Below are 25,668 nucleotides of genomic sequence, written 5' to 3'. Positions count from 1 at the left end.
ACTGTTTAGGAGAGATCTTGTAGATGAAAAACATCATTGTTACTGGAGGAGCTGGTTTCATTGGCTCAAACTTTGTTCACTATGTGGTGAATAACCATCCGGAGGTTCATGTAACAGTATTAGATAAACTAACTTATGCTGGAAACAAAGAGAATCTTGCTGGATTGCCTGCCGACCGTGTAGAGCTGGTGGTCGGAGACATCGCGGATGCCGAGTTGGTTGATAAGTTGGTAAAAGAGACTGATGCAGTGGTTCATTACGCTGCAGAATCACACAACGATAATTCTTTAAATGACCCGTTTCCTTTCGTTCAAACGAACATCATTGGTACATACACATTGATTGAAGCGTGTCGTAAGTACGATGTTCGTTATCATCATGTATCAACTGATGAAGTTTATGGTGATTTACCTCTGCGTGAGGATTTGCCGGAGCACGGAGAAGGTCCAGGAGAGAAATTTACGGATGAAACACCATATAATCCCTCAAGCCCATATTCTTCTACTAAAGCTGGGTCAGATTTGCTGGTAAAAGCTTGGGGACGCTCATTTGGACTGCAGGCAACAATTTCCAACTGTTCAAATAACTATGGACCTTATCAGCATATTGAGAAGTTTATTCCTCGTCAGATTACAAATGTACTGAGTGGAATTAGACCTAAGCTATATGGGGCAGGAAAGAATGTACGTGACTGGATTCATACAAATGATCATTCTTCTGCTGTCTGGACAATTTTGACAAAGGGTCGTATTGGCGAAACTTATCTAATTGGCGCCGATGGTGAAGAAGACAACAAAACAGTTGTTGAACTGATTTTAGAGTTGATGGGACAGCCGAAAGATGCTTATGAGCATGTAAATGACCGGGCTGGTCATGACTTACGTTACGCAATCGATTCAACAAAATTACGTGAAGAATTAGGCTGGCAGCCTGAATTTACTAACTTTCGTGACGGCTTAGCCGATACGATTAAATGGTACACTGAAAATGAAGCTTGGTGGAAAGCAGAAAAAGATGCTGTAGAAGCTAATTATGCCAAAAATGGACAATGATTAATAAGCAACAATCATTGTTTCATTTGTTGATAATAGTTAGATAGATACTAGATTAAGCTTTTTGACTTGCTTACTCCTTCAAGTGAGCTGATTATTAGATGGTGAGACAGAAGGAGCTACGCTTGCTTCTGTCTCTACCTCTTTTTTTAAATAAAACGTATTTTATCAGTATATTGCTACATGAACATGTATAAAGTTTTAAGAAGTCCATAGGTTGGTAGTTTGAAAGAACAACGGATAAAACGAACAATGAAAGAGGCGAAACTAATTATGATCTTACTTACAGGCGGGAATGGTCAGCTGGGCACAGAATTACGTCATTTACTAGACGAACAAGGAATGACATATGTTTCCACAGATGCGGGAGAAATGGATATTACAAACGTAGAAGCAACCAGAGCATATATTTCTAAACTTAAGCCAACAGTTATTTATCACTGTGCGGCTTATACTGCTGTTGATAAAGCTGAAGATGAAGGCAAAGAATTAGATGAAAAAATTAATGTCGACGGAACAAAAAATGTTGCTGAAGCAGCAGAAGAAGTTGGGGCTACATTGATTTACATTAGTACTGATTACGTATTTGACGGTACAAAAAAAGATGGTGTCTATCATACGGATGACCAAACGAATCCACAAAATGAATATGGGCGTACAAAACTCTTGGGAGAGCAAATTGTTCAAAAAACAATGAGTAAGTATTACATTATCCGAACATCGTGGGTATTTGGAAAATATGGACATAATTTTGTTTTTACGATGCAGAAGCTAGCAGAAACAAGAAATCAGCTGACTATAGTGAATGATCAGTTTGGCCGTCCAACTTGGACAAGAACATTAGCAGAGTTTATGGTATTTATTATTGAAAAGCAAGCTAACTATGGAATTTACCATTTGTCTAATGAGAACAGCTGTAGCTGGTATGAATTTGCTAAAGAAATTTTGAAGGATACTAAAGTTGAAGTATTACCAGTAGATTCTAGTCAGTTCCCACAAAAGGCTACACGTCCGCAATATTCTGTGATGGATTTAAGTAAGACTGAAGCATTGGGATTTGTGATTCCAACTTGGCAGGAAGCTTTGGAACAAATGCTGGCTGGAATTGAATAATAAAAGTAAATAAGGTTCAGGGTTTTAACTAGTGCTTAAGATTTTCAGGAAAGTTCTAGTTGATGGGAAAAATAAATGGCATTAAAAGTTTGGCGAGAGAGGGTTTGCTATGTGTAGGGTACTGTTAATTATTCCGGCATATAATGAAGAGGCCAATATTCTTAATACTGTTAATATGGTATGGGCATATCAAAAGCAGTTGGAAGAACGGCAGGAGCATTATTCGCTGGATTATGTTGTAATAAATGACGGCTCTAAGGATAGAACAAAAGAAATCATTGAAGAACATCAGTTGAATGCCGTTCATTTGATTCAGAATTTAGGTATTGGCGGAGCTGTTCAAACTGGATATAAATATGCTTTTCAGTACAATTATGATATTGCTGTCCAATTTGATGGAGATGGACAGCATGATATTAATAGCTTAGATGCTATTGTTAAGCCAATAATTGATGGAGAATATGATTTTTGTGTGGGCTCTCGTTTTATTGACGGCTCATCTTCAGAATTTCAAACGACTTCAATGCGTCGAGCTGGGATAAAAATTATCTCTTTTCTAATCAAACTTGTAACAGGCAAAAGGATTTATGATGTGACTTCGGGGTATAGGGCAGCAAACAAAGAAATCATTCATTTTTTCTGCACCCGCTATCCAACTGAATATCCAGAACCGGAAACAATTGTTCATTTGTTGAAGAGGAAAGCCAGGATAAAGGAATGTCCAGTTAATATGATGGAACGTGCAGGTGGAAAATCGTCCATCCATTCATTTAAATCTGTAAAGTATATGGTAGAGGTTGGCACTGCTATACTAATCTCAGCCTTTATGAAGGAGGGCGATTGATTTGACAACATTATTTAGAATAGAAATGATGATTGTGGGAATCTTATTTTTCATTTTTGTCATTCGTTCAATTAATCGTAATAAGTTGAGCTTAAAAAGAGCAGCTAGTCTCCTTGTTTTAGGAGTTGCTCTCCTGCTATTTGGTATAGTACCCAGACTTGCTGAGAGTTTGAGCTCATTTTTTGGATTTGAGACAACCTCTAATTTCCTTTATTTTTGTGCGATTCTATTCTTGTTGATTTCAGCAATATTTCAAAGTATTTTATTGTCCAATCAGGAAGAAAAAATCAAAAATCTAGTTCAGGAAATGTCCATTTTGAAATCACAGAATAGTAAGGAGAAGAAATAATGATTTTATTTTTTATTTATGTTGTTTTATCTTCTTTAGGTCTCATCTTATTTAAACTGGGTTCTAAAGATTTGAATGTTGTTTTTCAACAGCAGCTATTTTCATTTTCCATGTCATGGATTGTACTTGCGGGTATCTTTTGCTATCTAGCCAGTTTTTTACTCTGGTTGGTAATAGTAAATAAATCAGAACTTTCATACATCTATCCGTTGTCAATCGCCTGTATAAATATTGCTATTTTAGTCGGTTCTCATTTTATTTTAAATGAAGCAATCGGAATCAAAGAGCTAGTTGGAACAGGGGTCATTATCATTGGAATTATATTAATGAAAATTTAAACTGTAAGGTAAGGATGGGAAACGTAAATGGGAAAGCGGCATGCAGTTAAATACAACAAAAAGCTTCTAATTGGGTTAATAGTGCTGACTGCGCTTGTAGCTGCGGTACTAATTGAAGCACTTGGGTTTAATTTTAAAAATATTACGGCTGAAAACGTTGATTTGAAAATTACAGAAATAAAGACGGCTGGTTTTAAGAAGGATGAACAAGGGAACTTAACAGCTGAGCAAAATAATGCAAATATTACCTTGAAGTTTGATAAGAAATTCATTAAAAATTTTAAGTATGATATTGGCTTAGTAACAGTTGGTGATTACCAAAATCCTCCCAAATATGAAGTACAAGTGAATGGTAAGGATCTCTTAAGAAAATATAATAGTGTGTATAATAATTATTTTGGGATTAAGGAAAAAACAATTGTTCTTAATCAAGAAACAAACGAAATATTTATGAGTTTTTCGAACATGAAGGATTCTGCAATTAAAATAGATAATTATAGAGTCGCAAACTATTTCCAATTTAATAAAGTTAGATTCTTGATTATTTTTATGTTTAGTTTATTAATACTTTTGATTATTTTCTTTAGGAAACTTGAAATAAAAATGGAAATTTTTACTCCAATAGTGATTGTTTCGTTTGGTTTACTTTGTTCTGTATTAGTTCCTCCCCATCATACATGGGATGAGTTTGCTCATTTTATTAAATCCTATGACCTTGCAGAAGGACATGTATTTCCTAAAAATGGTGTAGAACGAGAGTATCCGGTGGGGTTAGAAAAACTTGATTACACTGCTAATTTGGAATATCAGTCCTATGATGATTTTCTTGTCGTTAAGCAGCATCTTTCTGATGTATCTGCTGAGAAAAAAGAAAAGAAAGCTTATAATTCAACCGCAATTATCAATTTATTTGTTCCCTATATTCCCAGTGGTGTAGGCATGAAAATTGCAATGATTTTCAAGCTGCCTATTCTATATTATTTGATTTTTGGGCGAATGATGAATGTTTTATTATATGCACTTTTAGCTTATCTGGCAGTTAAGAAGACACCTGTTTGTAAAAATTTAATGGCGTTTTTTGCAATGTTGCCAATAAATATTTTTTTGGCGGCTTCGCTATCCTGTGATTTTCTGGCAACCGGCTGTATTTTGCTGGCGTTAGCTTATACATTGGATCTTCTTGTTAATAAAAAGAAAGCATCAGCTAAGGACATTGTACTTTTGTTTGTCTTGTATACATGTATTACTTTTGCAAAAGTTTCCTATGCGCCAATGTTCTTGTTTATGTTTTTACTGGGCAAAAATCAATTTTCAGATAAATCAAAACGCCGAATCTATTATGGTGCGGTTGTCATTGTGACGGCAGTTGTTGCTATAGGCACCTATTTATATGCCCAAAAGCTAGGCATTGTCCAGTGGCCTAAGGACGGGGTTGACAGTAAGCTTCAAGTACTGGGAATCCTAAAAAATCCGATTGGCTATCTGCAAATGCTGTTTACCTTTTTAGCAGATAACTCAATACACTACATTCAAAATATGTTCTCTTTCTTTGCTTATCTAGGGAATGCTACACCGCTGGTTGTCTTATTGACGACAGGAACAACGCTATTCTTGTCTTGGTTTGATTTGCCAAACTACCCTGTTAATGAGTTTGATGGACTTAGTAGAATTGATAAATCAATTCTTTATGTTGGAAGTTTTGGTGCTTTAGGCTTATCATTGACAGCCCTATATGTTAGTTTTACTCCAGTAGGTCAAAATGCTGTCCAAGGATTTCAAGGAAGATACTTGTTAGCGATTCTCTTTCCTGTTTTGCTTGCATTTAGAAACAAAGGGGTTCGCTCACCATTCGATAAAGCTTTTCTAGAAAGAGTGGTTTGCGTAATGATTATACTCGTTTCTATGCCGCTATTTCAGATGATGCTCACTTATTTTTATAACTCTTAGTACATTTAGAAGTATGGATATTGGGTATCTGTATTTTTTGAAAATAACTTTACAAAAGGATGAAACAAATGAAATTAATTATTCAAATTCCCTGTTATAATGAAGCAGAAACACTTGAAATTGCGTTGAATGATTTACCAAAACAAATCGATGGTATTGATAAGATTGAAGTCTTGATTATTAATGACGGCAGCCAGGATAATACTGTAGAAGTTGCAAAAAACTGGGGCGTTGACTACGTTGTCAACTTTAAACGAAATAAAGGACTTGCTAAGGGGTTCATGGCAGGGCTGGATGCTTGTCTGCGTAATGGAGCAGATATCATCGTTAATACGGATGCCGATAATCAATATAACGGAGCAGACATTGAAAAGCTAGTGCGCCCGATTCTTAATGGTGAAACAGATATTGTGATTGGAGAGCGTCCCATTGCTCAAACAGAGCACTTCTCACCTCTAAAAAAGAGACTACAAAAATTGGGAAGCTGGGTAGTTAGAAAAGCTTCGAAATCTGATATCCCTGATGCTCCAAGCGGATTTAGAGCTTATAGTCGAGTCGCTGCTATGAAAATGAATGTAGCTAATGAGTATACTTATACATTAGAGACTATCGTTCAAGCCGGTAGAAATAAAATTGCAATGACCTCAGTACCAATTCGAACAAATGGTGAGCTTAGACCTTCAAGGTTATTTAGCAGTATGTTTGGCTATGTAAAAAAATCTATGTTAACTATTTTAAGAGCTTTTATGATGTATAAGCCATTGATGTTCTTTACTGTTTTAGGTGGAGTCATGTTTACTGTTGGGGCTGTTTTAGGTATTCGTTTCCTGATATTTTTCCTTCAAGGTGCTGGTAATGGTCATGTTCAGTCATTGATTCTAGCAAGTACGCTGCTTTTAATTGGTTTTCAAACATTTGTTATTGGCTTGCAGGCGGATCTAATTTCTGCAAACAGAAAACTTTTGGAAGATATTCAATATAGAGTTAGAAAATTAGATTATGATTCATCAGAAAGAGAAGAAAAAAAATAATTAGCGGGGGAAAGAAATACTAACTATGAGAGAGCAAAAATTTCTTCATAAGATTAAAAGTAATATTTGGATATATGTAGGGTTGATACTTGTATTTTTATTGGTATTTTCTAGCATTGTATTTGATGATTTTAAACTATCTTTCACAAATATAATGTACGCTTTTCCACCGTTCAGTTCACAGAATGTGGCTATTGATGGTCCGTTGCTCTCAGACGTGGTTGATCAAAACTATACTGTTTTTTTTAACTATATTCATGATTTTACATTCACCTTTTGGAATCCCCAAGCAGGGATAGGAGTCCCGCAAAGCATGTGGTTCTTTCTGTTTCCACTGCATTATTTATTCCTGCTGCCGTTGGATATTGGAATATTTTTGTTTTCTTTATCCAAATTTCTTATAGGTTTTATTGGAATGTATTTACTAGTCAGAGAATACGGAGCAAATAAAAGCAGTTCTTTTATAGCGGGGATAATTTTCACTTTCTCTTCTATTTTAGTATATTGGCACGGATGGCCTCACACAAGTGTAGCAATATTGGCACCTTTCATGTTTTTATTGACGGAGAAGTTCTTTAAAACAATGAAATTGAAGTATCTGTTTTTATTATCAGCATTAACTTATTTTTCTTTAGTAGCTGGTATGCCGACATACACTGCTTACTTTTTATATTTGTTGGGGCTATACGTTTTAGTTTATACTATCAAGAATTTTAAAAATGACAAAAGAAAAATGATGATTATTTTTGTCTGTTTCTTTATCGCCATTATGGTTGCTGCGGTGGCTAGCCTTCCTTATACTGGAGATTTACTTACTTCAGTAGGTTCGAATGGCTATGCTGATTCGAGGAAGTATCAAGCAACACGAGTTTTGAATTTTGAACATATTCGTTCGATGATTTTTCCAACTATTCGTTCTGCAGGAATGGAAGGTCATGTAAATGAAGGAACAATGTACACTGGAATATTAGCAGTTCTTCTATTTCCTTTTTCTTTAATTAATAGAAAAGAGAAACGTACGACCGTTTTCTGGTTTGTTACTTCTGTTGTTTTGCTATTACTTATTTTTACCGGAGTATTCGATGTAGTATTTACAAGACTACCAATGATTAATACGTCGGCAAAACCACGAGTAATTGTATTGCTTAATTTTTCGCTAGCAATCCTAACTGGTTTAAACTTAAATGATTTAATGAGGAATGCAACGAGATCTGTTAAGAAGAAGCTAGGACTAATTGCTTGCCTTGGAATAGGCTTTTTCCTGTTTTTAGTTGCTGCGAATACGCTAGGTGTTTTTTCAGAGCTTGACCCAGAAAAACAAACTGAATTTTATCGGATTTATCTTGTGTTAATTGGAAGTAGTATGGCCATTGCTGCGGCACTATTTTCAAAATCCAAGAAGCTTAAAGGAATATTGGTATCTATTGTATCCTTACTCGTCATATGGGACATGGGAACATTCACTAAAGAATATCTGCCGATGATTGATAAATCAGCCGATGTGATTCCAGAGCCCACTGATACAATTAAATATATGCAGGAAAATACAAAAAATCAGGAAAAAATTGCGATGTTGGGTAATTGGAATCTGTTTCCTTCCACAAATGTGTTTTATGGGATTCGAGATATCAGAGGTCATGATTTTGCTTATACAAATGAAGAAATAATAAACTATTACAAAGCTATAGATAAAACGGCTTATGATTCACCAACTAGAATTAGTTTAAAACATATTGATAATATTAACCTCATTAAATACTTAGGTGTTAAGTATATTTCTACAAATAGTCTAACAACTTTGGATGATAGATATGCAGATATTAGCTTTGTTCCAACTTTGAGTGTTTACAAAGGACATGGTTTTGAGCAGGAATTTACTGCTACTGTGCAAGGATTAAGCCAAATGACTGTTTTAGTCGGAACTTCTGACTATGAATTTGGAGAAAATGATACATTAACTTTTGAAATCATCGATAGAAATTCGGGTAGTATTGCTAGTCAGGCAACAACAAAAGTTAAAGGCTTAAGAAATAATGCACCATTCACCTTTAAGTTTCCAAGCATTGATAATTCTTTGGATAAGGATTATGTGCTTAGAGTTTCCAGTAATCTAGCTAAAGAAATGCCAATGGCTTTTTATACTACCGAAAAACAAGTATATGATGGCGAAATCTTCTATGGAAATGAAGAAATCTCAGGTTCATTAATTCTAGCACAAACGAACGCTGAAGAAACTTACTATGGTAAAGATGGTTTCTTTACAACTGACATTGAGGAATATTCTGAACAGCTTGAGATAGTAAATTCTATTGTAGTTAAAGACTCAAAAAATGATATTTTAGAAGCTATGTCTGATGAGTATCAGCCAAACACGATGTTTATAACAGCAAAGGAAGCTGAAAAGCTAGACGTTGATGAAATTTCAACATCCGCTATCAAATCTAGTGAAGGTATAGAAGAGATAGAAAATCTTAAAAATGGCACAGTTACCTTCAAAACTAATTTTGAAGAACAACGAGTGGTTCTTTTAAATGAGTATAATGATAACAACTGGACTGTTTATGTTGATGGGGAAAAGGAAGCTGTTTATAGTGGGAATTACCTTTTGAGAGCAGTTAAGGTGCCGGCAGGTAATCATAGTGTTGAATTTAAGTATGAACCGAAATATAAGTTGCTGTTTACTAAAATTGCTATTGGTACGGCAGTTGTGTTCATTTTGCTATGGGTATCAATGAAGTGGTGGGAAAAAAAGTTAAGATTAAATAATCAAAACTAAACCAAAAAGGTTCTATTTCAACTTGTGTTGTTAGAACAAAAACTGAATGACATTGAAGAGCTTGAAACAAAAAACAGAGAAACTCTGATTTTGTTTCAAGCTCTTCTTCATGCTGCGAAAAATAAGATTTTGAATATTATAAGTACGCAAACGAAAATGATAGAAAGTGCGATAACTATGGGTAAAACACTTGATTCCCTTATTCTTGCTGTTTGGCTCTTTTGTGACACCATTGGAGAAAGAATAACGAAAAGCATTAGTGATTCCTTGTTTGTTTTTTTAGGTCTGTTTCTTTTTAAAACAAGTAGGAATCCTGACATCTAACGTATCGAGTTCCTCAAAGAAACGTAGGGCATCACGAAAGGGCTATTTGAAAACTGAATGGTGTCATAAGCGATGTGTAATATAGAATCATAACTAAGCAATTCATCGACATGTTTGTCTGAGCCAAGAGGCGCTTAACTAATGGATGGTACAGACAGAACTGACTATCCAGTTTAGATGAAACCTTAAGAAATAACTTCCAATATTTTTATCCATAGGAAACAACCGTTCTGATGCTTTGTGATTTCAATTGAGTTTATTTTTTCCACTTGTTGTTCCTTTATTTTTTTGAACATTCAAAAAATACTGACAGATTTTTCACTAACACAAAATGTTGTAGACCCCAAAAAAACTGGAACATTTTAGGAGCTAGTAGACTCCAGAAATGTTCCAGTTTTTTATTTTTCAATACTACTTTCTTTATGCTGGCCATCTTTTTTTAACATGTTAAAAATTAAGACCAATAAAAATGCCAGACCATCAGCAACAGTTGTCAAGACTCTAAAAATCACCATTGCAAAGGTAATTACTCCCTCATTTATGAGACCACCAGTGGCTCCAGCCATGACTGCTTCTCGAATTCCAATGCCTGCCGGTGCTCCAGGTGTAATAAAACCAACCAGCCAGGAAAATGTATAAGCAGAAAACAATTGAAGAAACAACTGAGGATTTAGGCTGACATCAAGAACATAAACAAGTAGAGCTGTAAACAACAGACTTTGAATCATCATTGTAAATATATAGTAAATCAAAGCTGAAACAAAACCTTTTAATGTTTGAAGAGTAATAAATTGTTTTATTGTTTTAAAAAAAGTATGAGCTTTTTCTCGAAAAGCATAGACAACCACTGCAGCACCAAGAATCAGAGCAATAAATCCGATACAAATAAAAAGTATCGTCTGTGAATTAAAATGAAAAGAAAAGCCATGCTGGAAAAAATAGATTGACGATAGAACAACTGCTGCCAGAACGTTAATAAAAATATCAAAAACAGTCGCTGTAGCTACTTTTAGATGTGGTATTTCACGTTTGGTTGCCAGCTCATTACGACCGACATACTGAAATACATTCCCAGGGAGATACTTTAGCAAATTAGATTTTGTATAAACCATGATTGTATCCCGCCAGGGCATTTTCTTGGCAGAAAAGATTTCCACCAATTTTTTCCACGGATAACAGTTAGTAATGATAATTATAGTTAAAATAAGAGTGATGCCTGTAATTGTGAAAATATTTTGTTGTTTAAATAAAATGGTGTAGTCCAGTGAACTGGTAAATAGTTTTCTGAAGACGAAAAACACTGCTACAAGGGTAATAATATTACCTAAAATATTCAGAATTTTTTTCACTTTTGTATTCATTATTTTCTCACTTTCTGATAGTTACTAGCTTCAATTTTACTCTAAAATAATTAGAGGAGCAAATTTTTTTGAGAGCTTGTTTAAGCTAAAGGAATAGTTAAAAAGTTATAATCTATCTTGCAATTAAAAGATTATTTGATTACTATTAAGTGTCTACATAGTTTTTTACTTAATAGTTGTTAAATAAAATGATAAACTATACATGCAAATTTACTTAAGTTTTAGATGAAGTTTGAATAATAGCGGGTTAAAAAAAAGAAAATGGAGTTTTAAATTAATGAAGAAAAAATTACTTTTTACAGCTAGTTGTCTAGCCTTATTTATGAATGCGGCTTTGCCAATGACATATGCTTTTGCGGAAGATACTGAACCGGGAATAACTATTCCTGAGGAAAACAATTCTTTGAGTGATGAGCTTCCTTCGCCACTTAATGAAGGAAGTAGCGTGCAGGAGTCTCAGTCGTCAGAAGAAGCTGAGCCATCGACTGAATCCTCAATGGAACTATCGGAAGCTCCTGTTGCTGAAATGAGTGAAAGTGATGTTGAAGAGGAAGTAAATGATCCAAATGGTTTTACAGAACCTTCTCCTAGTAGTCGTTCAGACCTTGCTATAGCAGCAAGAAGTCTGGCTCGAGCGACAATCGATACAGTTTATGCTGGTGAAAAGAATAGACCCGTTCTGAGCTTTATTGATATTTCTTCTCACAACGGCACAATTACAACTAGTCAGTACCAGATGATGAAGACCTATGGTGTTAAAGGGGTTGTGGTTAAATTAACAGAAGGAACTACTTATTTTAACCCGTATGCTCAGTCTCAAATAGCTAATGCAAAAGCAGCAGGAATGATGGTATCTGTCTATCATTACAGTCACTATACTACGACAAGCGGTGCTCAGAATGAAGCAGCCTTCTTTGCTAGCAAAGCTCAATCTTTGAATTTACCTAAGGATACAGTGATGGTTTCGGATATTGAAGAACCGACTATGCGGATTGCTTCTTTAAATACAAATACAACAGCGTTTAAAAATAAATTGAATGCAGCAGGGTATTCAAAAGTTGCCTATTATCTTTCTCAAAGCTGGCTGGATACAGCTGGAGGTTTATTTAATACAGGTCTTTTTGGAAAAGGAAATATTTGGGTAGCTCAATATCCTTATTCGCCAACTGCATCTCAGAACTGGAACAGTGATTTTTCTTCATGGCAGTGGTCATCCAACTTTTATTTCCCAGGTATTTCTCATCCCTTTGATGTGAATACGGACTATACTGGTTTGTTTACTAATAATGGCAACCAGTGGAAACCAAGTATCCCTGTAACTGCTCAAACGACTGTTAATGATACAAATGGCTCAGAAACAACTTTTAGAGCGACTGCTTCTGTTAGTGCAGGGGGTTATACACCCTATAGAGTCTATTTTCCAGCTTGGTCTGACACTGGCGGTCAAGATGACTTGATTTGGTATGAAGGTCAACTGAACAACGATGGTACTTGGAGTGCAAATATTGATATTACCAAACATAAAACTAGTGGAAAGTATCAGGTTCATACCTATGTTCAAATGCTTGCGACTACTGAGAGTATAAATACTGGTAGTAATTCGTTTTCGGTTACTCCGCCTTCCTTTGAAGCAAGTGTTGATGTAGCGGCAGCTGCTAAGGGGAAATTTGAAGTAACTATAAAACCGTCTTCTAATTCAGGTGTAAAAGAAATTCAAGTGCCTATCTGGAGTCAAGCAAATCAATCAGATATTCAATGGTATACAGCGAAGCTGCAGAATGATGGAGCTTACAAACTGAGTGCGACAATCAGTAATCATAATTACAATGTAGGGAACTATAAAGTTCATGTCTATATGACAACGAATAATGGTATTAGAGTGGCTAAGTCATTAGGTGAAGTAACGGTCAGTGAGATTGGAAATCTTAATGGGATAACTACAGTGGCAGATGTAGACGGGAAAGAGACGACCTATAAAGGAACTGCTTCTGTTGACATGGGTGCTTATGGAGACCCCTCAGCAATTTTGTTTGCTGTTTGGAGTCAACAAAATGGACAGGATGATTTAGTTTGGTATACTGCGGCAAAACAAGCAGATGGTACCTATACTGCCAATTTTGATATTAAAAGACATAAAACGGCTGGGATATACAGTGTCCATACGTATGCGCGTTTAAAAAACAACTCTATGAAAAACATTACTTCAGGAACATTTACGGTTTCGACACCAGGAGTTTCTGCAACTGTTGATACGAAGAATGCTGCTAAAGGGACATTCAGTGTTAGCATAAATTCATCCTCTAAATCTGGGATAAGTAAAATTCAGGTTCCTATTTGGAGCCAGCCTGGACAAAAGGATTTAAAATGGTACACAGCTGAAAAGCAGTCAGATAACACATACAAAGTAGTGGCTGATGTTGCAAATCATCAATTTAATAATGGCACATATACTGTTCATGCATACGTAGATGCAGGTAACGGGATTCGTGCAGCTGTATCTGCAGGGACAGTTAATGTTTCATTAGAGCCAGTCTCCGGCACTACTGAAATTAAAGACAGCAGCGGCAATGAAACTTCATATACTGCAAAAGCAAAAGTGAATATGGGCGGGTATGGTACGCCGGCAACCGTTTATTTTGCGACATGGAGCCAGGCTGGCGGTCAAGATGATTTAGTATGGTACACTGGCACAAAACAGTCAGACGGCTCATATTCAGTAAACATTCCAATAAGCAGACATAAAACTGCTGGAGTCTATAATGTTCATACTTATGTCAACTTAAAGAATGGAACGAAGAAGGCAATTGGAACCGATACGTTTACTGTCTCTACGCCTGATTTGACCGTTGCCACAACTAATATTAATCGTTCTAAAGGTACTTTTGACGTCATCGTTACTCCAAATTCAAAATCAGGAGTTGATAAAATTCAGGTACCTGTATGGTCTAAAAGCAATCAATCAGATATAAAATGGTATACAGCTGTAAAACAGGCGAATGGCACATATAAAGTGACTGTAAATAAACAAAATCATAAAAATGCTTCTTCGTTTACTGTTCATGCGTATCTTTATGCGAAAAATGGGATTACTCGTGCGATAAATGCAGGCAAAGTATCACTTTAGTCTAATTAGCTAAAAAGAAATAAATGAAGCTTAAAAGTAAGGGTTTGAAATAGATTCAATTTGAATTTTATTTCAAACTCTTTTCGCATGGTCTGAAAACTTCAAGTTTTGGTCGAAGCTTGATTTATAGAGTTCTTTTCAGTAAAATGGACATGTTGACCTCGAAGATAAGTATTAAATTTTTATAAAGCAACATACATCTTATCTCCAGATGGCATATAATACTTTTTGAGATAAAAGTGTAAATCGACAAATAACATATCTTTGATGCAGAAAGGAAAAAAAATGATTACAGCAACGAAAGAGTTAGTAAGTTTTATAAGAGATATTTACCAAAATAAGAAATTGACGATTCAATTTTCTTTTAATGATTTTAAATCACGTTATGCGGGTTCTTTTTTTGGGATTTTTTGGGCTTTTGTGAATCCGTTGGTAACAGTATTAACTTATTGGTTTGTTTTTGGATTCGGATTAAAAGCTGGTTTAACAGATGGGAAATACCCATTCCTTGTTTTTCTTGTAACCGGTATTGTACCGTGGTTTTTCTTTTCTGATTCATTAACCTCTTCTACTGGTGTGTTTAGAGATTATAATTATTTAGTGAAAAAGGTTGTATTCAACATTCGAATATTGCCAACAGCAAAGGTGATGTCCAATCTATATACACACTTGTTCTTTATTTTTATTACGTTAAATATTTGTATTCTGCACGGATTTTTCCCAACAATGCAGACACTTCAAATTGTATACTACCTATTTTGTTTATGTGCATTCCTTACAGGAATTACCTGGCTGACTGCATCTATTCAACCCTTCTTACCAGATATCATGCAGTTGATAGGGGTTCTTTTACAGACAATCATGTGGACATTGCCAGTATTATGGTCGCCAAGTCAGTTTTCCCCTAGAATTATCCAACTACTAAAACTGAATCCATTGTATTACATTGTGCAGGGCTACAGGGAATCATTTTTGAGTCAAGGTTGGTTTTGGGATCATTGGGCACTGACTCTTTATTTCTGGGGCTTTACGCTTGTACTATTGCTGCTTGGAGCAGTTGTATTTAAACGACTAAGACCTCATTTTTCAGATGTTTTATAATAGTAAAGAATTTAAGGAGACAGCGATATGTCAGAATATGCAATTCAAATAGATAATCTAACAAAAACATATAATATGTACGGAAAACCTTCTGACCGATTTAAAGAAGCTTTGGATCCCAGAAGAAGAAGCTATCATGATGTTTTTTATGCATTGAAAGATGTCAACGTTCATGTGAAAAAAGGTGAAATGATTGGATTTGTCGGAGAAAATGGTTCTGGTAAATCAACGATGCTAAAAATCATTACAGGAGTACTAACGCCCACATCTGGCACTTTAGAAATTGATGGGAAAATATCAGCTTTGCTGGAACTGGGTTCTGGTTTTAATCCTGAATATTCAGGATACGATAATATCTATCTGAATGGGATGGTTTTAGGATTTAGTAGAGAAGAAATCAGTGAGATGGAGCAGGATATTATTAATTTTGCCGATATTGGTGATCATTTGTATCAGCCGGTAAAAACCTATTCCAGTGGGATGTTTGTCCGTTTAGCATTTGCAGTGGCAATTAACGTTAATCCGGATATTCTGATTGTCGATGAAGCACTTGCTGTTGGGGATTTGGAATTTCAACTGAAGTGTATGGATAAATTTACAGAAATTAAAAACTCAGGCAAGACAATTTTATTTGTATCGCATGATATTAACTCTGTTAGACGTTTTTGCGACAGGGTGTACTGGCTCAAGAATGGGGAAGTAGTTGAAGAAGGAGATACAATGGAAGTTACTTCCAACTATGAAAACTTTCTGAAGAAGAAATCAATTAAAACAATTGAAGCTGAAAAAGTAATGAAGAATGAAGAAACGGTACCTGATATTGTTGAAGTGACAAGTGCTGAGCTACTTGATGGAACCTTACAGCCAGTTGATATCGTTCAGCAAGATGAAAAAGTAGTTGTAAAAATTAATTATACTGTTAAAAATGCCGATATCCGTAAACCAGTTTGTGGTGTAGCGATTCGGACTGTTGATAATCATTATGTCTGTGGTTTAAATACTCTGTTAGATAAAATTGAAATTCCTTGGGAACCAGGAGAAAATGTTTTTTATATTGAATACAATAAAATGTCTCTTCTGACAGGCGAATATTATTTTGATATTGCTTTCTTTGAAGAACATGCCACAGTACCATTGGAGTATAAAACAAAATACTTAAAAATGTTCATCAGCGGACAGTACACAGGCGAGGGCATTGTGATACTAGATCATGAATGGAAGGATACCATGAAATGAAGTATGATTTTGAAATGGATTTAGATGAAAGCACAAGTGTTGGCAAGATAGCTGCATATATCAATGAAAACAGTCGTGTGTTAGAGTTTGGTCCAGGAAATGGCAGAATGACAGAATATCTGCAGAAGGCCAAAAACTGTAATGTTTCTATTGTTGAACTGGATAAGGAACTATTTGATCATGTAAGTACTTTTGCTGATGATTCTTTTTATGGAAATATTGAAGAGTATACTTGGGTAAAGCACTTCGAAGGCAAGACTTTTGACTACATCATTTTTGCTGATGTATTAGAGCATCTCTTAAACCCTGTCAAAACATTAGAGATTGTCAAAGGATTTTTAAACCCAGAAGGGGAAATTCTGATTACATTTCCTAACCTGGCGCATAATTCTGTACTAATTAATTTGTTTAACAATAAGCTTGAATGGACAGAATATGGATTGTTGGACGCAACACATAAAACATTCTATACACAATCCGGTTTTGAGAAAGTGTTCGATTCTCTAGGACTATATATTAATAAAGAAGATTTTACAATCAATGAAGTAGGAAATAATGAGATTGATGCTCATTACGAAGACCTGCCGATTGAGGTCCACGATGCCTTTAGAAAGCGGCCCTTTGGAGAAGTTTATCAGTATTTCTACGCGTTAAAACAACATCCTGTTGAAGCGCCAGTCAGAATAACGCCAGATAATTCAAATTACTATAAGAGAGTAAAACTGGTTTATGATTACGGCGATTATGAAGAAGAAGAGATTGTTGTATTAAATACCTTTACAGGGGAAAACCGCAACTATTTTACCGATATTGCTAAAGAGGTGAAAAGTCTAACGATTTGGCCGTTTCCTGAAAATATTGGTGGAATCTTACGTTTCTTTATAGATGTTGAAGGTGAACAAGTTCATCGTTTTGAGACAAGTGCGGTATTTTATGAAAAGGAAAAATTTGTCTTTTCAAATATTTTTCCTGCCTATATAAAAATTGACCATGATGAAATTGCTGGAAAATCTGTTGTTCTTAACTTTGATTACATTTTTCAAGGACAGTTTATATTGGAATTAAATGATATGATGGCATCTATTCGTAAAATTCAGGAAGAAAAACAGTTAATAGCTGATCGGTATTACGAACTAGTAAAGAGTGATGAATGGATACCTGCTGATAGGAAAGGGGAAGAAAACTTCCCGCGTACACCAGTAGACGAACTGAATCAGACACTCGCTCTGAATATCGATGAGGTCACTCGTAATGAAGATAGTAATACTAGCTTTATCAGAGGCTGGGGTGTTTCGAATGATGATAAGAAACCGTTGAATTTCCAGTTGACAACTGATAGTGCTCCTTATTTTAAAGTAAAAAGAGTGTATCGGAAGGAAATCAATGAAGGATTTGGATTTCCGAAAGAAGAAAAATATGGTTTCGAAATCGAAGTGGCAGATTATGAGCTGGAGCAGTTCTTTAATTTTATTATTACGACTGCTTCTGGAAGAGTTTGTAAGGTTACAATCAATCGCCATATCGGTATCTATTATCCGCCAAGAGTACCTTCAAAGCTGCGCCGTGTTTTAGGTGCGGTGAAAAGAAAAGGCTTGAAGGGCTCTGTTAACTGGTTATTAAATCGAAAGAGTCAGCAAAATATTTATGAGCACTGGGTTGAAGAGCATGAGCAGTATGATGTAGATCAGATTAAAGCTGAAATAAGCAGCTTTGATTATCAGCCGAAAATATCTGTTGCTGTTCCAGTTTATAATGTGGAAGAAAAGTGGCTGGCAGCTTGTGTGGGTTCTCTTAAGAATCAGTTCTATGAAAATTGGGAATTGTGTTTAGCGGATGATGCTTCACCGAAAGAGCATATTCGTCCTCTGCTGGAAAAATATGCAGCAGAAGATGAACGTATCAAACTAATCTTCCGTGAGAAGAATGGCCATATTTCTGAAGCTACTAATTCAGCGTTAGAAATTGCGACAGGTGATTATGTCGGATTTATGGATAATGATGATGAGTTAGCTCCAAATGCATTATATGAAATTGCTAAGGCTTTAAATAAGGATCCAAAAATAGATTTCTTTTATACAGATGAAGACAAGGTAACTGCTGAAGGCAAACGATTTGATGCTTTTTTCAAACCAAACTGGAATCAGCAATTAATTTTACAACATAACTACATCACTCATTTTGTGGTTTTAAAACGTGAATTGCTAGATAGAGTAGGCGGGTTGCGTACGGAGTATAATGGCAGTCAGGATTATGATTTTGTGCTGCGGGCTACAGAAGCTGCAAGCAGTATCCATCATATTGAAGGGATCTTGTATCATTGGCGTGCTATCGAAACATCTACTGCCTTAAATCCTGAAAGTAAGGATTATGCCTATACAGCTGGTAAAAAAGCATTAGAAGCAGCCTTTTCTCGGCGGGGTATTAAAGTTAACGTAAAAATCGCAGAATTTTATGGCTGCTACAAAACTGATTTTGTGTATGAGGATCAGCCAAAAGTTTCAATCGTACTAGTTCATGACAGCAAACACTTAAACGATAATTTAGCAACATTATTAAGCAAAACCTATTATGCTAATTTTGAAGTTATCATTTCAACATCATCTAAAGCGAAAGTTACAATTAACGATAGCCGCTTAAGATTTGTCGATGGAGATATTAATGAACGAATCAAACAATCTGATGGGGAGTTTGTTTTACTACTGAATGAAAAACTGGCGCCAACTTCTGGATCCTGGCTAACAGAGCTGATGAACTATGGTAGACAATCAGAATCAGGCGCGGTCTGTGGAAAACTTTCTTCTACTGGCAACATGATTGCGAATATTGGTGTTTCTATCGATCTAGATAAAATGAAATTAATCTATCCTGAACGTGGGAACCCTGAAACTAATCTGGGGTATTACTACCGAGCTGCATTGCCAAGAGGGATATATGCGGCGACAGAAGATTGTATGATTTTCAGAAGAGCTGATTTTGATTCAGTCGGCGGGCTTTCTGAAGATTTGGGAAGCCAACTAATGGGTGTGGATTTAAGTTTGAAAATTCGTCAAAACTTAGGGAAAGATATCGTTTATACGTCTTATGCTAGACTTAAAGAATCAGACCATCTGGATATTGATGTTTCAAGAGAGCAAATAGAAAAACTGGGATTAAACTGGTCTGAACAGCAACTAGACGATCCGTATAAGAACTCAATCTCATTGTAAACCTGGAGGGAAAAATGGATAAGAACTTAACAGTTACAGTAGACAGCATTGTCAGAAATGGACAGGACAACACAGTTACAGTCAAAGGCTGGGCATTTGATGAAAGTTGTAAAGAAACGCCTAAAATAACCGTTCAGAATGAGATAAATGCAGAGGTTACAATTAGTCAATTTTATCGAATGGATGTTAATGTTCTTTTTGATTTGCCTAATGAAATGAACGTCGGTTTTGAATTTGTTGTTAAACCTAAAAGTCCTTCTGGAAGAGTAGTTTTTAACTTTAAAACGGCAAACGCAGCTACCTCATATACTGTTAATCTGAAAAAGAAATATCCTGTTGAAAAGGGGACTGAAACTCCTTTACAGCTAAAGCTGGGTAAGGTTAGAAAAGGGTTAGGGTACTTAAAGCGTAACGGAATTAGCAGTACAATTAGACGCTATAAATTAGAGAAATTTATCAATGGTGACGAGTATAGAGCGTGGATGACTCAAAATGAAACAGAAACGATTCGTGATTGGGAAAAAGCGTTAGCCAGTTTAACTGATCAACCACTTGTCTCTATTATTATGCCTGTATATAATGTTGAGCCGAAATGGTTGGTTCGCTGCATTGAATCTGTCCAAAATCAGGTATATAGAAACATTGAATTATGTATTTGCGACGATGCATCAACTAATCCTGAAATTAAGAAGATAATAGAGAGCTTTTCAGAAAAAGACCCTCGAATTAAAGCAGTGTTTCGATCTGAAAATGGACATATAAGCGTAGCTAGTAATGATGCACTGAATCTAGCAACTGGCGAATTCGTTGCGCTGCTGGATAACGATGATGAGCTGTCTGTCAATGCAATTTTTGAGATTGTTAAAGAAATAAACAACCAGCCTGATGTAGATTTAATTTATAGTGATGAAGATAAAATCGATCAAGAGGGAGCAAGATTTGAGCCTCATTTTAAACCTGAATGGTCACCTGATTTACTAATGGGGACAAATTACATCTCCCATTTAAGTGTGTTTAGAACCAAAATTCTAAAGGAAATCGGCGGCTTTAGAGAAGGTGTCGAAGGTGCGCAGGATTATGATTTGGTTTTGCGATTCACTGAAATTATTCCTGAATCGCATATAAAGCACATTCCAAAAGTTTTATACCATTGGCGTGTGCTCCCAGGTTCTACTGCGTTGTCTCAAAAGGAGAAGGATTACGCAAGTGACGGCGGCCTAAAAGCATTGAGGGATGCTTTGTCTCGGCGTAAGTTAAATGGAACAATTCAACCGGGAATTGCTCCGGGATTTTATGATGTTGCTTATGAAGTAATCGATGAAGAATTAGTTAGTATCATTATTCCGACCAGAAATGGATATGATGATGTAAAAACTTGTGTGGATTCGATTATTGAGAAAACAACTTATCCTAATTATGAAATTGTCATTGCTGATAATGAGAGTGATGACCCGAAAATGGATGAACTTTATAAAGGATATAAAAATAAGCTGGGTGAAAGATTTATTGTTGAAGAAATTGATATTCCCTTCAATTATTCAAAAATCAATAATATTGCTGCCGCAAATTCAAATGGAAAATACGTATTATTTTTAAATAATGATACACAAGTTATTGCTGAGGACTGGATGACTAGGATGGTTTCTTATGCTCAGTTTGACCGTGTAGGCTGTGTTGGAGCAAAACTCTACTATCCAGATAAAACAATTCAGCATGCAGGTGTCATTATGGGACTGGGAAATGTTGCCGGCCACGGACATCACTACTTCCCTAACGGCGATATCGGCTATTTTGGTCAGCTTTACCTAGATGTAGATTATCTGGCAGTAACAGCTGCTTGCGTCTTATTGAAAAAGGCAGATTTTGAGGCAGTCGGTGGTTTTGATGAGGAATTCACAGTGGCATTTAATGATGTTGATTTATGTATGAAAGTCTATGAGCTTGGAAGATATAATGTTTGGGCGCATCAGGCTGAACTCTACCATTTTGAATCAAAATCCAGAGGCTATGAAACAACACCAGAGAAACTGCAGCGTTTTGAAGGTGAAAAGAAACTCCTTCAGAAAAAATGGCAGACATATATTGATCATGATCCGTTTTACAGTCCGCATTTAACTCGCGGAACAGGTAATTTTACGATTCGTATAGAAGCGGATGCTTAAATTTGTCGTCATAAAATGATGGATAAACTGTGTTTAAACAATTTGTGAAAATGAGGGGTGGACATGTAATCGATATGTCCGCCCTTTTGTACTTTCATTTGATAGGAGCAATTTGGAATGATAGAATGAACAGTATAAAATCACGGAAGCATAATAATTTATTAATGGGTGAATGATTTGGGAATGAAAAAAGTATTAGTCATTGTTGGACCAACAGCAGTTGGGAAAACGGCATTAAGTATACATATGGCAAAAAAATTTGATGGGGAAATCATTAGCGGAGATTCCATGCAGGTTTATAGAAAATTAGATATTGGTACAGCTAAAGTAACAAAAAGGGAGATGGAAGACATTCCCCATTATCTGATTGACTGTCGGGATATTACAGATTCGTATTCAGCAGCTGATTTTCAACGTGAAGCCCGAAGCTGCATCGAAGCAATCAATGGTAGAGGCAAGCTGCCGATTGTGGTCGGTGGAACAGGTCTTTATATTCAATCTTTGCTTTATGACTTCCAGCTTGGCGGAAAAAAAGAAAATGAATCACTAAAGCTGCGTGAGGAGTATAACTGCTATGCGGAGCAGAATGGAAATGAAGCGCTTTGGCAGCAGCTTCAAGAGAAAGATTCGTTGGCAGCCGCAGCAATTCATTTTAATAACCGCAAGAAAGTTATCCGAGCGCTGGAAGTCTTTGATTTGACAGGCTATAGTATTATGCGGCCCAAAGAACAGCCGCAGCAGCTTTATGATTATTTCCTGGTCGGTCTGGAAACGGAACGGGAACTTTTGTATCAGCGAATCAATCAAAGAGTGGATGAAATGCTGAAACAGGGTTTGTTGGAAGAAGCAGAATATACTTATGAAAATCTGGAAATGCAGGCGGCACAAGGAATTGGCTATAAAGAGTTTTTTCCGTATTTTCAAGGAAAAATTAGTTTGGAAGAGGCCGTTGAGCAAGTCAAGCAAAATTCCAGACGCTATGCTAAGCGTCAGCTGACGTGGTTTAGGAACCGGATGCAGGCAAATTGGATTAATCTTATTCAGCAACCCGATAGCTTGGCTGAACTGGACAGTACAATCGAAAAGTGGCTGAAGCAGGAGAGAAGGTAGTAGAAATGGAGAGTAGTAAAGAAAAAGTGATTCTGGTCGGCGTAGAAACAGATGATAATACCAAACAGTTTGATTATTCCATGCAGGAATTAAAAAAATTGACTGAAACGGCACAAGGGGAAGTTGTCTTTTGCTTAACGCAGAAAAGGCAAAAAATTGACCGTCAGACAGTGATTGGCAAGGGCAAGCTGGAAGAATTAATTAATTTTTCAGATGCCTATGAGGCGGATTTGGTTATTTTTAATCATGAACTAACACCTAGACAAAATCAGCTGATTGGTGAGGCATTAGGTATTCGTGTAATTGATAGAGTACAGCTGATTTTAGATATTTTTGCTCTGCGGGCTCGTTCCAGAGAAGGTAAATTACAGGTAGAGCTGGCACAGTTGAACTATCTGTTGCCCAGACTAATTGGTCAAGGCAAGCATCTTTCCCGTTTAGGCGGAGGAATCGGCACTAGAGGGCCGGGAGAAACCAAGCTGGAATCAGACAGACGCCATATTAGAAATAAGCTGACGGCAATCAGAAGAGAGCTGAAAGAGGTTGCTGCGCACAGAGAACGAAGCAGACAGAAAAGACAAAATGCAGATGTATTTCAAATCGGCTTGATTGGTTATACAAACGCGGGAAAATCTACAATTATTAATTTATTGACAGCAGCTAAAACATATTCAGAAGACCAGCTTTTTGCAACGCTCGATCCTTTAACAAAGAAATGGCAGCTGCCTAACGGGATGGTTGTTACAATTACGGATACAGTAGGTTTTATTCAAGACTTGCCTACACAGCTGATTGAAGCATTTCACTCGACGCTTGAGGAAAGTAGAGAAATGGATTTGCTTCTTCATGTAGTGGATGCCAGTGCTGAAAATCGACTGCAGCACGAACAAACGGTAACAAAGCTAATAACAGAACTGGATTTGGGAAAAATTCCTGTTTTAACAATTTATAATAAGAGTGATTTGTTGCAGACGGATGAGTTCGTACCAACTTTGTTCCCTAACGTGTTGATTTCTGCTAAGAATAGTCAGGATAAAGAAAAACTGATTAATAGAATCCGCGAAAAAATGATGGAGTTGCTGGTGCCTTATGAGTTTGAAGTAAGTGCGGATCAAGGCCATGAGTTAAGCGCGTTAAAAAGACAGACAATCTTATTTTCAGAAGAATTTTTGGAAGATCAAAACAGCTATTTAGTGCGCGGCTTTGCGAAAAAAGAATCAAAATGGGTTAGGAGAAATGAAGAATGAGCTGGACAGAACAATTTCATCCCAAACTAGTTCAAAAAATAGCTGAAGTAACTCAGCAGATTGAACCTCGGATAAAAAAGCTGCAGCAAACTGCGTTGTCAAATCAGGCGAAGGTGCTGAGAGCCTTTAGAAACCAGCAAATATCAGAAGTACATTTTCAGCCGGTGACAGGCTATGGTTACGATGATTTGGGCAGAACGGCTCTGGAAAATGTATATGCGGAGGTTTTTGGTGCAGAACAAGCACTAGTTCGTCCACAAATTATTTCCGGTACCCATGCAATAGCAACAGCATTATTTGGCATTTTGCGACCTGGAGATGAGCTGCTGTATATTACAGGAACACCATATGACACACTGCTGGAAGTTATTGGTCTTACTGGCAATGGAATCGGCTCAATGAAAGAGTATAATATTGGCTATGATCAAATTGATTTATTAGCGGATGGTACAGTTGATTTTCAGAGCTTGGCAGGAAAAATAACAGCGAAAACCAAAATGATTGCAATTCAACGCTCCAGAGGATACGCAGCAAGACCCTCTTTTACGATTGAGGCTATCAAGGAAATGATTGAAAGAGTTCGAGCTATTGCTCCCGATATAGTAGTTTTTGTTGATAATTGTTATGGCGAATTTGCAGAGGAACTAGAGCCCACTCAAGTTGGTGCGGATATTATGGCAGGTTCATTGATTAAAAATCCTGGGGGAGGCATCGCTAAAACTGGAGGCTATTTAGCAGGAAAGGCAGAATTGGTAGAGCGTTGTGCCTATCGTTTAACGACGCCTGGGGTAGGGAGTGAGGGTGGTGCCATGCTCTATGCTGTCTATGATATGCTACAGGGCTTTTTCCTTGCTCCTCATGTGGTTAGTCAGGCAATCCAGGGAGCTGTTTTCACCGCGGCGTTATTGGAATCGTTCGGTGTGGAATCAACGCCAAAATGGAATGATGAACGGACGGATCTAATTCAAATGGTAGAACTAAAAAATAAGGATGCGATGATAGCTTTCTGTCAGGCAATTCAAAAATTTTCACCAATCGATGCGTTTGTTACTCCTATTCCTGCTTATATGCCGGGATACGAAGATGATATTATCATGGCAGCAGGAACCTTTGTCCAGGGGGCAAGCATGGAGCTGAGTGCTGATGGTCCTATTCGGGCACCTTATATCTTATATGTACAAGGGGGGCTTACCTTAGAGCATGTGAAAATTGCAGTTTCTAACGCAGTAAATGAAGTTTTTTATTCAAAAAAACAATAAATTTGTTTAAGTGGATTTTTTAAATTTTTACAAGCAGCAGGAGATAGTTGGTTTTTTTTCAATTATTCTTCTGCTGTTTTTTGTAAAA

At 36.4% G+C, this 25,668-nt stretch carries 17 protein-coding genes; 16 read left to right on the top strand and 1 reads right to left on the bottom strand.

Annotation, left to right across the window (positions count from 1 at the left end; all coding sequences use genetic code 11):
* Positions 1–23 precede the first annotated feature (23 nt).
* The 8 genes from rfbB (at position 24) to ACPWSO_RS07085 (ending at position 9,450) form a co-directional block, all read left to right on the top strand.
* Positions 24–1,052, top strand: coding sequence for a dTDP-glucose 4,6-dehydratase (rfbB, locus tag ACPWSO_RS07120; protein ID WP_426082194.1), 1,029 nt, complete (start codon positions 24–26; stop codon positions 1,050–1,052).
* 273 nt (positions 1,053–1,325) lie between these two features.
* The gene (gene rfbD, locus ACPWSO_RS07115) at positions 1,326–2,165 is read left to right on the top strand and encodes a dTDP-4-dehydrorhamnose reductase (protein ID WP_426082193.1); all 840 of its coding nucleotides are present in this window, start codon (positions 1,326–1,328) and stop codon (positions 2,163–2,165) included.
* Positions 2,166–2,274: 109 nt separating this feature from the next.
* Positions 2,275–3,009 carry a glycosyltransferase family 2 protein gene (locus tag ACPWSO_RS07110; RefSeq protein WP_426082192.1) on the top strand — a complete coding sequence of 245 codons (735 nt, stop codon included), beginning with the start codon at positions 2,275–2,277 and terminating at the stop codon, positions 3,007–3,009.
* 1 nt (position 3,010) lies between these two features.
* Positions 3,011–3,358: a DUF2304 domain-containing protein gene (locus ACPWSO_RS07105; RefSeq protein WP_426082191.1), complete on the top strand. Its 348-nt coding sequence runs from the start codon at positions 3,011–3,013 to the stop codon at positions 3,356–3,358.
* Positions 3,358–3,696 (top strand): hypothetical protein, encoded by a 339-nt coding sequence (locus tag ACPWSO_RS07100; protein ID WP_426082190.1) that lies wholly within the window; start codon positions 3,358–3,360, stop codon positions 3,694–3,696. Before ACPWSO_RS07105 ends, ACPWSO_RS07100 begins: the two co-directional genes overlap by 1 nt.
* A gap of 27 nt (positions 3,697–3,723) precedes the next feature.
* Complete coding sequence (locus ACPWSO_RS07095; protein WP_426082189.1) at positions 3,724–5,643, top strand: DUF2142 domain-containing protein; 1,920 nt, start codon at positions 3,724–3,726, stop codon at positions 5,641–5,643.
* Between the two features lie 68 nt (positions 5,644–5,711).
* A complete protein-coding gene (locus tag ACPWSO_RS07090; protein WP_426082188.1) occupies positions 5,712–6,674 on the top strand; it encodes a glycosyltransferase family 2 protein in 963 nt (320 codons plus the stop codon).
* A gap of 25 nt (positions 6,675–6,699) precedes the next feature.
* Positions 6,700–9,450 (top strand): YfhO family protein, encoded by a 2,751-nt coding sequence (locus tag ACPWSO_RS07085; protein ID WP_426082187.1) that lies wholly within the window; start codon positions 6,700–6,702, stop codon positions 9,448–9,450.
* A 722-nt stretch (positions 9,451–10,172) separates the two neighbouring features.
* Here ACPWSO_RS07085 and ACPWSO_RS07080 read toward each other — a convergent pair.
* Positions 10,173–11,135, bottom strand: coding sequence for a lysylphosphatidylglycerol synthase domain-containing protein (locus ACPWSO_RS07080; protein WP_426082186.1), 963 nt, complete (start codon positions 11,133–11,135; stop codon positions 10,173–10,175).
* Between the two features lie 277 nt (positions 11,136–11,412).
* Between ACPWSO_RS07080 and ACPWSO_RS07075 the strand changes: the two genes are divergently transcribed.
* From ACPWSO_RS07075 to ACPWSO_RS07040, 8 genes are all read left to right on the top strand, one after another.
* On the top strand, positions 11,413–14,259 hold the full coding sequence (locus tag ACPWSO_RS07075) for a GBS Bsp-like repeat-containing protein (protein WP_426082185.1): 2,847 nt from the start codon (positions 11,413–11,415) through the stop codon (positions 14,257–14,259).
* A 285-nt stretch (positions 14,260–14,544) separates the two neighbouring features.
* On the top strand, positions 14,545–15,360 hold the full coding sequence (locus tag ACPWSO_RS07070; RefSeq protein WP_426082184.1) for an ABC transporter permease: 816 nt from the start codon (positions 14,545–14,547) through the stop codon (positions 15,358–15,360).
* A 27-nt stretch (positions 15,361–15,387) separates the two neighbouring features.
* Positions 15,388–16,596: an ABC transporter ATP-binding protein gene (locus ACPWSO_RS07065; RefSeq protein ID WP_426082183.1), complete on the top strand. Its 1,209-nt coding sequence runs from the start codon at positions 15,388–15,390 to the stop codon at positions 16,594–16,596.
* Entirely contained in the window at positions 16,593–19,802 is a 3,210-nt protein-coding gene (locus ACPWSO_RS07060) for a glycosyltransferase (RefSeq protein ID WP_426082182.1), read from the top strand. Before ACPWSO_RS07065 ends, ACPWSO_RS07060 begins: the two co-directional genes overlap by 4 nt.
* A 14-nt stretch (positions 19,803–19,816) precedes the next feature.
* On the top strand, positions 19,817–21,964 hold the full coding sequence (locus tag ACPWSO_RS07055; RefSeq protein ID WP_426082181.1) for a glycosyltransferase family 2 protein: 2,148 nt from the start codon (positions 19,817–19,819) through the stop codon (positions 21,962–21,964).
* Positions 21,965–22,147: 183 nt separating this feature from the next.
* Complete coding sequence (miaA, locus tag ACPWSO_RS07050; protein ID WP_426082180.1) at positions 22,148–23,074, top strand: tRNA (adenosine(37)-N6)-dimethylallyltransferase MiaA; 927 nt, start codon at positions 22,148–22,150, stop codon at positions 23,072–23,074.
* A 5-nt stretch (positions 23,075–23,079) separates the two neighbouring features.
* Positions 23,080–24,321: a GTPase HflX gene (gene hflX / locus ACPWSO_RS07045; protein WP_426082179.1), complete on the top strand. Its 1,242-nt coding sequence runs from the start codon at positions 23,080–23,082 to the stop codon at positions 24,319–24,321.
* Positions 24,318–25,580 (top strand): aminotransferase class I/II-fold pyridoxal phosphate-dependent enzyme, encoded by a 1,263-nt coding sequence (locus ACPWSO_RS07040; RefSeq protein WP_426082178.1) that lies wholly within the window; start codon positions 24,318–24,320, stop codon positions 25,578–25,580. The genes hflX and ACPWSO_RS07040 overlap by 4 nt, the downstream gene beginning before the upstream one ends.
* Positions 25,581–25,668: the final 88 nt, after the last annotated feature.

Origin of the sequence: Enterococcus sp. LJL51 (genome assembly GCF_049894025.1) — a bacterium.
Taxonomy (GTDB): domain Bacteria; phylum Bacillota; class Bacilli; order Lactobacillales; family Enterococcaceae; genus Enterococcus_L.
This window is presented reverse-complemented; position numbering and strand designations above follow the sequence as displayed.